This window comes from Microbacterium sp. KKR3/1 (assembly GCF_021272365.1).
Lineage (GTDB): Bacteria > Actinomycetota > Actinomycetes > Actinomycetales > Microbacteriaceae > Microbacterium > Microbacterium aurugineum.
Genome location: NZ_JAJSDW010000001.1, coordinates 565300 through 577932 on the forward strand (window position 1 = coordinate 565300; position 12633 = coordinate 577932).

At 62.0% G+C, this 12633-nt stretch carries 14 protein-coding genes and 1 pseudogene; 1 reads left to right on the forward strand and 14 read right to left on the reverse strand.

What is annotated here, in order from left to right; genetic code table 11:
• The first annotated feature begins 29 nt into the window (after window positions 1–29).
• The gene (locus LVJ59_RS02760) at window positions 30–530 is read left to right on the forward strand and encodes a hypothetical protein (protein WP_232761909.1); all 501 of its coding nucleotides are present in this window, start codon (window positions 30–32) and stop codon (window positions 528–530) included.
• Window positions 531–618: 88 nt separating this feature from the next.
• Here the strand turns inward: LVJ59_RS02760 and LVJ59_RS02765 are convergent, their stop codons facing one another.
• The 14 genes and pseudogenes from LVJ59_RS02765 to LVJ59_RS02830 all read right to left on the reverse strand — a co-directional run bounded on the left by LVJ59_RS02765 (window position 619) and on the right by LVJ59_RS02830 (window position 12606).
• Complete coding sequence (locus LVJ59_RS02765; RefSeq protein ID WP_232761910.1) at window positions 619–975, reverse strand: hypothetical protein; 357 nt, start codon at window positions 973–975, stop codon at window positions 619–621.
• A 16-nt stretch (window positions 976–991) separates the two neighbouring features.
• Window positions 992–1630, reverse strand: coding sequence for a recombinase family protein (locus LVJ59_RS02770; protein ID WP_232761911.1), 639 nt, complete (start codon window positions 1628–1630; stop codon window positions 992–994).
• Window positions 1627–1932, reverse strand: coding sequence for a hypothetical protein (locus LVJ59_RS02775; protein ID WP_232761912.1), 306 nt, complete (start codon window positions 1930–1932; stop codon window positions 1627–1629). Before LVJ59_RS02775 ends, LVJ59_RS02770 begins: the two co-directional genes overlap by 4 nt.
• Window positions 1932–2171, reverse strand: a complete 240-nt coding sequence (locus tag LVJ59_RS02780; RefSeq protein ID WP_232761913.1) for a hypothetical protein — start codon at window positions 2169–2171, stop codon at window positions 1932–1934. Before LVJ59_RS02780 ends, LVJ59_RS02775 begins: the two co-directional genes overlap by 1 nt.
• Window positions 2172–2597: 426 nt before the next feature.
• A complete protein-coding gene (locus tag LVJ59_RS02785) occupies window positions 2598–4082 on the reverse strand; it encodes a phage/plasmid primase, P4 family (RefSeq protein ID WP_232761914.1) in 1485 nt (494 codons plus the stop codon).
• Window positions 4079–4918 (reverse strand): bifunctional DNA primase/polymerase, encoded by an 840-nt coding sequence (locus LVJ59_RS02790; RefSeq protein WP_232761915.1) that lies wholly within the window; start codon window positions 4916–4918, stop codon window positions 4079–4081. Before LVJ59_RS02790 ends, LVJ59_RS02785 begins: the two co-directional genes overlap by 4 nt.
• A 279-nt stretch (window positions 4919–5197) precedes the next feature.
• Window positions 5198–5476, reverse strand: coding sequence for a hypothetical protein (locus LVJ59_RS02795; RefSeq protein ID WP_232761916.1), 279 nt, complete (start codon window positions 5474–5476; stop codon window positions 5198–5200).
• Between the two features lie 656 nt (window positions 5477–6132).
• Entirely contained in the window at window positions 6133–6777 is a 645-nt protein-coding gene (locus LVJ59_RS02800) for a hypothetical protein (protein WP_232761917.1), read from the reverse strand.
• An 8-nt stretch (window positions 6778–6785) separates the two neighbouring features.
• Window positions 6786–8837, reverse strand: a complete 2052-nt coding sequence (locus tag LVJ59_RS02805; protein ID WP_232761918.1) for a tape measure protein — start codon at window positions 8835–8837, stop codon at window positions 6786–6788.
• Window positions 8824–9420, reverse strand: a complete 597-nt coding sequence (locus LVJ59_RS02810) for a hypothetical protein (protein ID WP_232761919.1) — start codon at window positions 9418–9420, stop codon at window positions 8824–8826. Before LVJ59_RS02810 ends, LVJ59_RS02805 begins: the two co-directional genes overlap by 14 nt.
• Window positions 9421–9551: 131 nt before the next feature.
• Window positions 9552–10697 carry a hypothetical protein gene (locus tag LVJ59_RS02815; RefSeq protein ID WP_232761920.1) on the reverse strand — a complete coding sequence of 382 codons (1146 nt, stop codon included), beginning with the start codon at window positions 10695–10697 and terminating at the stop codon, window positions 9552–9554.
• Between the two features lie 199 nt (window positions 10698–10896).
• Window positions 10897–11820: pseudogene (locus LVJ59_RS02820) on the reverse strand (ATP-binding protein); the annotation flags it as partial.
• Complete coding sequence (locus tag LVJ59_RS02825; protein ID WP_232761922.1) at window positions 11817–12179, reverse strand: YraN family protein; 363 nt, start codon at window positions 12177–12179, stop codon at window positions 11817–11819. The pseudogene LVJ59_RS02820 and the gene LVJ59_RS02825, both read right to left, overlap by 4 nt.
• A 100-nt stretch (window positions 12180–12279) precedes the next feature.
• Window positions 12280–12606, reverse strand: a complete 327-nt coding sequence (locus tag LVJ59_RS02830) for a DUF2469 family protein (RefSeq protein ID WP_047523373.1) — start codon at window positions 12604–12606, stop codon at window positions 12280–12282.
• Window positions 12607–12633: the final 27 nt, after the last annotated feature.

Here is a 12633-nt window from a genome sequence, read left to right on the forward strand (position 1 = left end):
CGAAGCAGTTGCCCCGAAGGGACACTGCCATGGCTCCCAAGCCACGACCACGCAAGCTTGTCAGCGCAGCCCGCATCGAACTCCACTTCTGGTTCATTGATGAGTGGACCTACCGCGAGTTCTATGCGATACCGCTGGGGCGCAAGTCTCAATCCGTCAGCGACCGACAGTGGATGCTCCCAGTACTCGCTTTCGCGGATGGGCACGTTGAAGCCACCTACAGGTTCACCCACACGTGCCGAAACGATGGCGCGCAACGGGGAGACTCCGAGAAGTTCTTCCGTGCCGTCTGCAACGCGGCAGGATTGGATGAGTCCCGTGCTCGTCTACTTAGCGTTCGACTGATCAGCCGTGAGAAGTTCCGCGACACTAGCGCCGAGCCAATCCAGGCCCCTATCGCGGTAGCACCGGCCGAGAAAGTAGATGATCGCATGGTCGAGCGTCTCTCACGAGTGTCGCTGGGGCGACTAAGAGCGCTCACGGCGCTCCAGTTTGAGCTAGATCACGACTACGTGCTCTACGGCCACTGAAACGCGTCTATCTGACTCCGGCCTACGGTTCTCAACGGATTGATTGTCGAGGGAGCCGTAGGCCGTTGTCTCGCTGACGCTGGTAGGGCTATACCGCGAGTCCGGTCAGCGCCACCTTGATCGCTGCTGCCTTGTCGTGAGACGTACGGAACTCGATGGTGTTGCCGGACGTGATGACAGTGACCTTCGTGTTGACCGGCCCGTCCTTCTTGGTCTGAATGGACGTGATCTTCGACGCCGGGATTACCTCGGTTGCCTGAGTCTTGAACGACGGGCGCATCCAGATCAGGCTGAGGAACACCGTGAACAGCGGGAGAACCAGTGCCGTGATGTTGTAGCCCATGCTGTGCGGCTCCAACGCCCACTCAACGCGGTTGTTGTAGATGTGAACGTCAGCGTTCTTGCCGCCGATGCGGCTCTTGGTGTGGAGGATCAGGTCGCTCATAGCCACAGCATAGCGATCACGCGGCGGCCTTCAGAGCACTGCGAACACTGGCCGGATACCAGCGCACTCCCCCGCCAGGCAAGGGAGTGCCGTTCTCATTGAGAACGTCAGCGATCGCTTGGAGAGTCGCGCCGTTCTCGCGAAGGGCTGCGACCTTGGCGACAACCTCAGGGTCTTGGCGACTCGGAGCGCCCAGGCGAACACCGTTGCGCTTGGCCTCAACCAGACCTGCCCTGGTGCGCTCTGAGATTATGTCGCCCTCCCACTCCGCGACGGCGATCAGGATATGAGCCAACAGCCGGCCTGTGGGAGTGGTCATGTCGATCCCGAGATCGAGCGCGACCAGACCCCAGGTCCGGGATCGCTTACCGGCAGGTCGAGTCGCCAACCGCAGGATATTGCCGAAGTCCACGACGGAGCGGGACAACCGATCGAGCTTCGACACAACGAGCGCGTCGTGTTCGCCTCGGGCAAGGAGACCTAGAGCGCGTTTGAGTCCAGGTCGCTCCGAGTTCTTGCCTGTCTCGCCATGATCCTCGATGAACTCGACGGTCCACCCACGTCGCTCTGCTTCGGCAAGGATGAGTTGCCGTTGAACCTCGATGCCGTAGTCCTGATCCCTCGTGCTAACTCGGAGATACCCGATCACGTTCACGGTGCCACCCTGCCTTCCATCAGGCAGTACACATCGCCCTCGACGTAGTGGATGACTGCTCCGCTGGCCGGGTGCACTCCCGTCCAGAGGTAATCCCCTTCCTCGAAGTCAACGCTCCAACCTGCGTCCATGATCGCATCGGCAAGGGTGTCGTCAGCGCCGCCAGGAAAGAAGGCGTCCCCGCTGCTCTTCGACTCGAACGTATCGAGTACGAGCTTGACCCCGGCAAAGGTGGTCGGTCGCTCGGCGCGGATACGGGCAAGGGTCTGGTCGTAGCGCGTCCAGTACAGATCGAGCGACATCAGTGGACCTCGATCATGTTCATGTGCACGACCATGAAGCCCTCGGCCTCGTCGGTGCGACCGGCAGCGCGTAGCTCTTCGTAAACGATCTGACCAGCGCCCTGCCCTGAGTCCTCTTCGTGGATCGCGGCAAGGAGCATCGCCAACTCGTTGAGCTGGTACTTCTTCAGGGACTTGATGAGCTGTCGAGCAGACTCGCGAGTCTCGTTCGTTCTCGTGAATGGGGCACTTGAGGACATGGTTTCGTTCCTTCGTTGATGTCGTCAGGTTCGTACTTATGTTCGAATCCTGTTACAACAATTCAACTAGGAGGGCATGCCGATGTAAACCATTCGTTGGTCAGGTTTATAGGCCTCTGATCTGGGCTTTCTCACGGCACGAGTCGGCTCTAGAGCCGGTGTAGGTAAGGGTTTCGGGTAGCTCCAGGGACGGATCTTGCAGCGATTTGCAGATCTTCAGCAATCCCCAGAGGGCTCTCTAGGCTTTTACCTTCCAAGAGCTGCCGGTACCCAGTTGCAAATCTGCAAAAAGTAGTCGATTTACTAGCCTTTTGTTTTTATAAACCCCTATACCAACTGCTAGTAAAGCAACCAATTTCTGCAGATCTGCAAGGCTGCACGCGAAAGGCCCGCCGCAGATTGCTCCGCGACGGGCCCGCGCTCCCCCTACTGGTAGTTCACCGACGACGGTGTGAGCTCCGCTTCGTCGCTCCGAGCCATGGCGCGAAGCTGGACACCGAGCATGTAGCGATCCGAGCCGTTGCGAGTCACGAAGTCCAAGCCCTCGCTGTGTGCGATCTCTTCGATGCGGTTCGCGATTGCCTGCGGACTGTGGGTGTTCTCCTTGAACTCGCGGAACTGCTTGTACTTGGCCACGATGTCGCCCTTGCGCGTTCGGTATCCCTGGCCGACTTCCAGCCACTCGTCGTAGAACCGCTGGATGTGGTCCGTCGAGTCCGCGATGTGCTTGGTGGATCGCGCAACGTGTCCCGGCAACCGATCCTTGCCGTAGACCAGTCCCTTCTCCGCGAGCGAGTAGTACGCCCTCGCACCGGCAACGACGAGAGCCAGGATCGCATCTCCCTCTGCTGCGGAGATAGCGTCGGCCAGGCCGGCACGTCGCTCTGCCTCCGGGACGGTCGGTCCAGACAAGACACTGATGACTCGACGCGAGATTGCGGCGTCCCATTTCTCAACGTTGGGCATGCTGTTGAGCGCGAGGAACAGCGTCCATGTCCGGGTGACGGTTCGGGCCTTGCCGTAGATCGCACGGACGGACTTCTCACGCTGGCCGGTGAGTCGTTTGATCTCCTGCTCGTTGAGGTCGATGTCATCGGAGACTTCATCGATGACACCGAAGCGCCGACCAGCCAGCTTGTTCGTATCCTCGGTGTGAGCGCCGTTCCGGGTCTTCGACACCAGGTCAGGGTTCAGCGTGGCGTCGGCGTAATCGCGACCGAGAACGTTCGAGACGCACTCGAGCGATTGAGACTTCCCGGTGTTGGTCTGGCCATACAGGATGAAGAACACCTGCTCCGGGTTGTCACCGATCGCCGCGTACCCGAAGGTCATCAGCATCCACCCGAGGGTCTGATCCGTTTCGTCGAACTGGAATGCGCGCTTGACCAGCGTCGTGAACTGCGGCGCGATCCGCTTGGCGTGCTCTGCGAGAGGGACGCCTGGTGTCGGCATGAGGTCGCTGCGGAAGTCACGCGGAACGATCTGAGTGAGCATGTCGCTCTGAGCGTGCTCGTGCATTTCGCCAGTGCGCAGGTCGACGGTCCCATTCCCGCAGTTCAACAGGTGTGGTCGCGTGTCGAGGACATCGGAGTGGATTCGGATGGACTCGACGGATCGCACCGCGTTCACGCAAGCGCGAATCCGCGGCATGTCGAGCGACATCGCAGACCACTTGACCAAGCCACTCACGGCGTCCGTGTTCAAGCTGCGTCGTGCATCGGTCGCGATATCCAGCGCGGATTCCTTCGCGAGCGCCTCGATTGCGGTCTGGTCCGGCAGACGCTCCCACCGCTTGCCGTCCCATCGAATGAACGCTTGCCAGTCGGTCACCCATCGGAACAGGTGACCGTAGTTGTCCGCCAGCCGTGCGGCGTTCCCGCTGTCGTGCTGGGGATATTCGATGTCGCTCATGGCGTGTTTCCTCTCTTCGCCCAAGCGAGTTGAGCCTGTGCATTCGGTCCGATTTCGCGCTCGGCTCTGTCGATCTGGTACTGGACTTTTGACCACGGCAATGGGTCGTTGTCCGGGTTGTCCGTGTGCTCCCAGACCTCGTAAGCGATCTGACGAACCAGGTCCATGTGTGGGTAGTGCGCCCGCGTGAGTTTCCACGCCAGGGTGTTGAAGCCGTTGTCTCTCTGGCCGAGGCGAAACCCGTGCTGCCGCAGGTAGTCCGTTGCTGGAAGATCGACAGCAGAACCACCACCGAACGATCCGCCACCGGCTCCGGAGACCCGCCAGGAGCGAATCGACGTGATCAGCGACTCAGGCGCATACGGGATCGCGTCGAGAGAACCGCGGACCAGGGTGTACGTGCGCTCTCCCCATTCGCCGTCACGGACTGTTCCCGGCAGTGCGACTTGATGCCCCTGCCCACCAGATGAGACGGGATCAGCCTTCACGTCGAGATGTGGCACCCAAGGAACTCGCGTCGGCAGGTGGCCGTGGTACCGGAAGTAGAAATGCGCTCCGGTGTAGGTCTCGACCATCGGCAGATTCGATAGGTCGACGCCGATCAGGTCTTCGAGCGTGATCATGCTCGCGAACCCTCCGTATCCCTCTCGGTCGCTCTTCGTGTCGAGGTCGAGAACCCCGACGCCGTTGCCTGTGAGAAGCCCCCAGTTGCATCCGGGAAACTCGGACTGCCAGGCATCGAGAATCGCCGGATCACTGGTGGCCAGCTTCGGCCAACCAGAGAGCCACGGGACGTTCGTTCCGGGGCGCAAGGGCAAGTAGCGGAACTCAGACACCACGATCACCGACCAGCGCTGACAGCTTCGAGAGCTCGAAACTCAGAAACAACGCCCAACCCCAGGATTCATCCTCTGACCTGGTATTATTGCTCTCGACAGGGGTGATGTTCTGTCGTTGTCCATACCTTTCGGCAGGGAGAAGGGTCGCTTTCACCGGGGCGGCCTTTTCTCATGCGTGAGAACCATCGGAGACCTCCAGCCCACGAAGGAACGCAACCGCAGCGTCCACGAACTCGTCTGGAATCTGAGCAGGTGTCACCTGCTCTTCCCCGGCGATCACCGCTCGCACTCCAGCCGGAGGTCGCGATCCCACGCACGGATCAGTCGAGCTTCGAGCAAGGTTTGGATAGGCAAGCCACCCAAGGCCAGCTCGATCGCGCGAATCTCACGAGCGCTGGGATACTTGCGACCGTGGGAGAAGTTCACGATGTCAGCCGTAGACACCGACTCTTCCTCAGGTAGCCGCGACGAAACGGCTTCTGCGAAGGTCTTCGCTGTGTGGTCGTGGAAGGGAATGAACTTGGCGAGCTGTTGCCGCCGGAATGGCAGAGCCATCGGAACCGTCCAAGGGATAGTTACCTATCCGCTAATGGTCGGTGCCCCAGCCGGCTTGCTTCTGGGCGATTAGATCTCACCTGGGCTCCGATGGCGGAGTTGTTCCCTCGCGGTAACGGGAGAGTTTCCTCAATCCCGTTACAACCAATTTACTAGGACTTGTAACGACTGTCGAACTTGCAGCCACCCGTTATCGAGCCGTAATTGTTACGAGTCGATCGACTCCGACCCCTCGTCGTGCAGCACCGTCTGAGCGTTGCTGAGCGTCAATCTGAGCGACTATCTCGACTACCTGGTCGAATCGATCGAGGGCGATCCTAGGTAACGCTGTCGTCGTGCTGCCTGATGTACGCGACGGCCTGCGCTCGACGCTTGAACGCTCCACACCGGCAGTCTCGTGTGCCGTGGGCCGTATCTGGGCACTCGGGAGCAACGGCGAACGTGATCTGCTTGTACGTTCCCCAGGTCTTGCCCTCTCCTGCCGAACGCAAGCGCCAGCCCTTCTCCCCTATCGGCGTGATCATCGGTAGCCGTGCGTGTTGTACTTCGAGTCGAGCCAAGCGCGCCACTCACTCGGTGGTGTTGCTCGACTCGGTTCAGGCATCGGCAGCGGTCGCGGATTGCGGTCCGCGGAGAACTCAGACTTCGGCAGCTCGTCAGGCATCGTAGGGACTCTTTCGTGGGATCGGGTCGGCAGAGCCGCGAACGGTCGGGGTCTGTCCGGCGTTGGGGTAGATGCGCGGACCGTCGAATCGTTCGAGCTTCGACACGTCAGCGACCGGTGGTAGCGATTCCTCTACGACTTCGGCGTCCTCGATCTCGTCAAGTTCGTACGCCGGGACTTCGGTAACGATCTGTCGCATGGTGACTTCCCACGGCTTGTCCTGGGTGTGCTCAACAGTGATGCCACGCTGGTAGCCCATCCGGTCAGCGAGGAACGACATCAGTCGGAGTGTGTCGCCGTCGGACATGTTGCCGGTTGCAGCCTTCTCAACCATGCGCTCAGTGAGCGCAACCATCGGCTCTTCAAGCTCGCGCCAACGCTCCTTTGCCCTCTTCTGGACGGTGGGCAGTGCTCCGCCATGAGTACGGCAGACTGTGCCGCCCTTGATCGCGGCTTTGCGACACTGTTCTCCGGATCGCGATGACTTGGCAGTGCATCGACTCTTCAGCTTGGTCTCATCGAAGACGGCCTTACCGGCTACTCCCCCGTGCGCCTGGCATCTGTCCGACCCGTGGACCTTCTTTCGGCGGCACGGAGTACCGGCGTGAGTGGTTGCTGTGCAGAGGTTGTCAGGCATGGTGGCTCCTACCAGCTGGGGACAATGACCTTGGCGCGACGCATGGCGCTGAACAGCTCGTCTTCGCTGTCGAGTCCAGGCGTGCCCTGGTTGACGTACGTGAGGTTGTTGGTCTTGCCTTCCGCAGCGGATGACAGCAGACCTTCGAGATTCGCGGTCTCCATGGAGTGCTGCATTTCGGCGCTCATCGTCGTGCCGAGACTCGCGACCGACGACGTAAGCGCGTCGTCCATGCCGTCGAGTCCACGGATCAGGCCGGCCACGACGTTCTCGCCGTATCCGCGGAACAAGCGAGACGGGCTGTGAATACCGAGGAAGTCGAGGAATCCGTCAACTGCTCCACCGATGATGTCCAAGAGCGCCGAGGCAACCGAACCAGCCGCTTCCCAGAGGCCGGAAACAAGACCACCGATCAGATCGATACCCGCCTGGATCAGATCGGGGATCATGCCGATGATCGTTCCGATGATCTCCGGCAAGAGATCGAGCAGCGACGACACGAGGTCAGGAATGATCTTCGGAATCGCCTTCACCAGCGACACGAACAGTTCAACCGCCGTACTGATGAGCGTCGGGATCATGTTGAGCAGCGTCGAGATAATCTTCGGCAGCAGGTCGAGGATCGCTCGGATCAACAGCGGCAGGATGATCGGCAGGGACTCAACCAGAGCAGTGAAGAGCTCGACCGCAGATTGCAGAATCTTCGGGAGCATCGACACGATGGTTTCGGCGTTCTGAGTGAGAACGTCGATGAGCGTCTGCACGAGCTTCGGCAGGATCACTGGCAACGCATCCACCAGCATCATGAACAACTGGGTTGCAGCATCCAGGATCATCGGGATCGCTTCGATGATCGACCGGGAGACCTCCCCAAGACCTTCGATCAGCGCCAAGAACAGATCCGGCAGCGTCGTGATTAGTCCCTGGATGAGTGCGACAACAAGCTGAACGCCGCCCTGCAGGATCAGCGGTGCCGCGGCCACGACCGCACTGATGATCGTCGTGATGAGCGATCCAATGGCAGCGATGATCGCCGGGATTGCGCTCACGATGCCCGTGATGAGGCCCTGGATGAGCGTTGGAGCCATGGCGATCAGCTGGTCTCGAACGCTGGCGAACATCGTGATCAGTGATCCGAAGTCGAGCGTCGTGAAGTCGATACCGGCAAGAGCCGCGACCACGCTTTCAACAGCGGGTGCGAGATAACCAGCGAGCGCTTCCTCAGCAGGAGCGACGAACTGGGCGAACTTGTCGATCGCTTCGGTCGCCGCGAGCAGGATGGGCGTGAGCGCCTCCATGACCGGCGACGCAAACAGCGCTCCAAGGCGGCTGAGGGCCGCTCCAGCGTTCTGAGTCGCTCCGGTGAAGGTTGTGCCCATCGCGGCGGCTACGGAGCCTACAGAGGCCTCCATGGTGGCCGTGAAGGTCTCCATGTCCACCTGGCCGCTTGCGACCATGCTTCGAAGTTCCGTGCCCGATACTCCGTAGGCTTCTGCAAGCTTCGAGAAAATCGGGATACCGCGATCGCCAAGCTGGTTGATGACCTCCATATCCACGCGGCCGTCAGTCCAGACCTTGCGCATGATGCCGCCGAGGTCGTTCATGTCGGTACCCGCGGCAGCGGCAGCGTTCGCCGTCAGGGTGAGTTGGCGCTGGAGCGCGGCTCCCGGCTCGATGCCTGCGGCGACGGCGGTAGCTGCAAGTCCAGCAGCCTCGTCGAGACCGAATGCGGTTCCCTTGACCGCGGCAAGGGCGTTCTGCATGATGCCCTCGACCTGCTCAGTCGAGTAGCCAAGGCCGCGCATCTTCGCTTCGGCGTTGTCGATCGCAACAGCGCGATCAAAGCCCATCTTGAAGATCGCGCCGCCAGCCGCGACGACTGCGGTCGCAACCGTAGCCGCCGCAGCCGCGACAGCGACCAGACCGGACTTGACGAGCTTGCCTGCGACATCCCCGGTCTTGCCGAGTGCGCTCATCGAGCTTTCGGCCTGCCCGACGCCCTTGGTGTCGGACTTGAGAACGATTGTGCCTACGGCAGAGCCGAGGTCATACTGTGCCATCTCCGTGGTCCTTCAGTTCGATGTAGGTATCCCCGGACCAGATGCGTTCGTTGTCCGCCAGCCGTGCGTAGTAGGCCTGGCAGTCGGCGCACATTGCGAACTCCACGACGTACGGCCCACGAGCGATGTGGAACACCCAGGCGACCGAAGACAGACGGTTCTCATCCGTCATCGCGACAGTCGGACCGCAGCGGTGGCAGATCGCGTCGGAGCCAGTCGCGCAGACGCGGCCTTCAGGAAGGGAGTCGGCATATCGCCACCAGCGGTAGCCGTAGGGCACGTCCTGGTCGGTGAACTCATGCAGGTGGAGGTCGTTGCTAAGAACGAGAACGGCTCGGCCTTTCTCCGGATCCGTCTTGAAGCCGACGCCAGAGGTCGCTTCGGCCATGGCGCGAGCGACGAACGGATCGGATCCGACCAGCCACGCGTTGGCATTGCCGCGCGTGAACGCGACAGCTTCGGTCGCTGCTCGACTGTCAAGCAGTCCCTGTTCGAGGGATTCGCGGACGCGCCGCTCGATGGTGGCGCGCAGGTCGCCAGGGGTTACGTTCTCGTTGAGTCCGAGAGATTCGAGAAATGTCATTGGAGTGGCCCTTCCAATCGCGTGGCTCGAAAGTGGTCAGGGCGCCGCGCCGGAGCCACACGGCACGGCGCCCTGGTATGTCCCCGACGAGTGAAGGAGGTGAAAAGCTCGTCGGAAACGGGGTGGCCTCGCTACGGCCAGGTCGGGTTGTCGTAAGAGCCCGAAGCCTTGATCTGCATGACGGCAGCAGCGCCACGGTGCCGAACGCCGACGCCGAATCCGCGGGTGAAGTACGAGTCCACGAGCGGGTAGCGCGAGCCGTTGTTCGGGTTCACCAGGCGAAGGCCGCGGTGCTGGGGGCTGGTGTGCTCTCGGAACAGCAGCGGGTTGCGGGACGAGTTCGGACCAGAGGTCGCAAGTGCGATCACGTAGCCCTGGGGTACGCGATAGTTCTTGCTGATCCAGGCGTCCCCGTAGGAACCCTCGATCGGCAGGCCGTTGAACTGTGCCGGGGGCTTGTCGCCGACGATCGTCAGGTCTGTCAGATACGCCGGGGCACTGACGGAAGGGATGAAGTCGTACGGGTTCGCCGCCAGGTTCTCAGGATCGCGACGGAACGTTGCGATCGCGTCGGCCTGGGTGGGGTGCACGAAGATCACGATCTGTTCGCCGGACTCCCGGCGACCGAAACCGTGCTCCTGGATCGTGTCAGTCAGCGCCTTCACGTCGCCGCCGTCGATCGTTGCGGCACCGGACACGAGGTAGTGCCAGTGCGCGTCGGTGAAGCTCTTGCCGTCGAACGCCGGGGGCACTTCGCCGGTTGAGCCGTCCCAAAGATCGAAGATGTCGAGACCGTTCTCGTTCACGTCGCGCGATCCCGCGATGCGCTTCGTGGTGAGCGCGTTCATGGTCTTGCGGAACACGAGACGGTTGTCCATCTCCAACTTGTCCTGGAACTGAAGATCGACCTGCTCGCGAGAGGCGTCTCGAAGGAAGGCAGCGGTGAATCGCGTTGCAGCATCGAACCACTCGAGCGGGAGGCCCATTCGGAAGTAGTCGATGTCGCGACGGCTCGACTTCGGAACACCGAACTCGCTCTGAAGTTCGAAGTCCTCGCCTGACCCCGGTTCTTTGGGAAGCTGGGCGAACGAGTCGGTCGTGCTCGACGTGAACATGGCCGACAGCGCGGAGCGACCTCGGTTCCACTCGTTGAGAGCATCGATGAACTCGCTGTAGATGTCGTTGAGGGGAACACCGTCTGCCGTCTGGGTAACGATGTCCGCCGCAACGTTGAAGCCTCGGTCGGCTCCGTAGATGTCACGGATCGGAACGTCCATGGCAACTCCAATCGTTGAGATGGGTTGCGCGACCACGGGTCGAGCTGGATGACACCGGCTGACGAGTCCAGGAGGGGAGCTAAGCTCAACCTCTCCGCTCTGCGGTTCCACGGTCGACCACTGGTTGTTCCGTTGCAATTGATTGTACTAGGACATGGATCTTCCCTCAGGCAATCTTCTGTATTGAAGATCGACAACTTGATTCGTCGAGGAAGAGCACCCCGCCGTGCGCCCTCGCGATCGCCCCAGGTCGTGCCGTCCGCGAGCCGCCGCCGACCAGAGCAGCGACCGAGGCGCTGTGGTGCGGAGCCTCCAGCGGCGGCACGCGATCGAGTGCGCCGACGGCTTCGCCGCTGAGCGATCGGATGGACGCAACCTCGAGTGCTTCCTGTTCGTCGAGCAGCGGCATGATCCCGGGCAACCTCCGAGCGAGCATCGTCTTGCCTGCTCCCGGAGGACCACTCAGCAGCATGTGGTGTCCGCCGGCTGCCGCCACCAGGAGCGCCTCCACCGCCTCACCCTGACCGACGACGTCGCACAGATCGAGTCTCGGGTGATCGGCCACCGGCACCGACGCCGATTCGACGACGTCGACGTCCGGCACCTCGACGTCGGCGCCGTGCCAAACCGCGACCTCTGCGAGTGAGCCCGCAGCGCGCACCTCGACCCCCGGCACGAGCATCGCCTCGGACTCGTTGCCGCGCGGGACGATCACGGTCTCGAACCCGGCGCGTGCGGCGGCGAAGACCGCGGGAAGGACGCCCGGGACGGGGCGGATCCGCCCGTCGAGTCCGAGTTCGCCGATGTGAACCGTTGCCGCGATCGACCGCGACCCGATCGCCCCTCCTGCCGCCAGCGCGGCCATGGCGATGCCGAGATCGAAACCTGCGCCGTGCTTGGGAAGACTCGCCGGGGAGAGGTTCACGGTGAGTCGACGTCGAGGGAGATCGAGACCCGCGTTCTTGCAAGCGTTGTGGACCCGCTGGACGGCCTCGCCGAGGGACTTGTCCGGCAACCCGATGATGCGGAATTCGGGCGTCTGATTCGACAGGTCGGCCTCGACTTCGACGAGATGCCCGTCGACACCGGTGAGCGCCACCGCCCAGGTACGCGCAGTGCTCATTCGATGTCCACGAGATGCTCGAGCGTCCCGCGTGCCGGGTCGGCTCCCACGATCCCGATGACTTCGAGTCGCACGGCCCTCCCCCGTGCCGCCTCGGGATTCTCGCGGGCCCAGGCGTGCGCGAGTTGCCACAGTCGACGGCGCTTCCGTGCATCGATCGCTTCGAACGGGTGCCCGAACGCGACCGTTCGCCGCGTCTTCACCTCCACGATCGCCACGTGCTCTCCGAGCGTGGCGACGATGTCGATCTCTCCCTGCGCGCACCGCCAGTTCCTCGCGAGAACGGTGTAGCCGTTCCCCGTCAGGTGCTGCGCGGCGCGCTCTTCTCCGGCTCTGCCGAGTTCATCCTTCGCTGCCATGGACTCAGCATCACGCGGCACTCACGTCGCACGGCTCGATTCGACGTCGTCGGCGCGGGCCCTGGGGAGAATTCACCCGTGGGGTGGAGTGTGGAGAGAGTTACTCACCGTCGAGCGACAGCTCCTGCGGGAGCTCGAACTCGCGACGCTGCAGTTCCTCGACGTTCACGTCCTTGAAGGTGAGGACGCGCACGGCCTTCACGAACCGGTCGGCACGATAGATGTCCCACACCCACACGTCCGTCATCGAAATCTCGAAGTAGAAGTCGTGCTCGCTGTCGCGACGCACGACGTTGACCTCGTTCGCCAGATAGAAGCGGCGCTCGGTCTCGACGACGTACTGGAACTGCGAGACCACGTCCCGGTACTCCCGGAACAGGGCCAGCTCGAGTTCGCGGTCGTAATCGTCGAAGGCTTCCTCATCCATGATGAGTCCATCCTAGAGTCGCAGGCC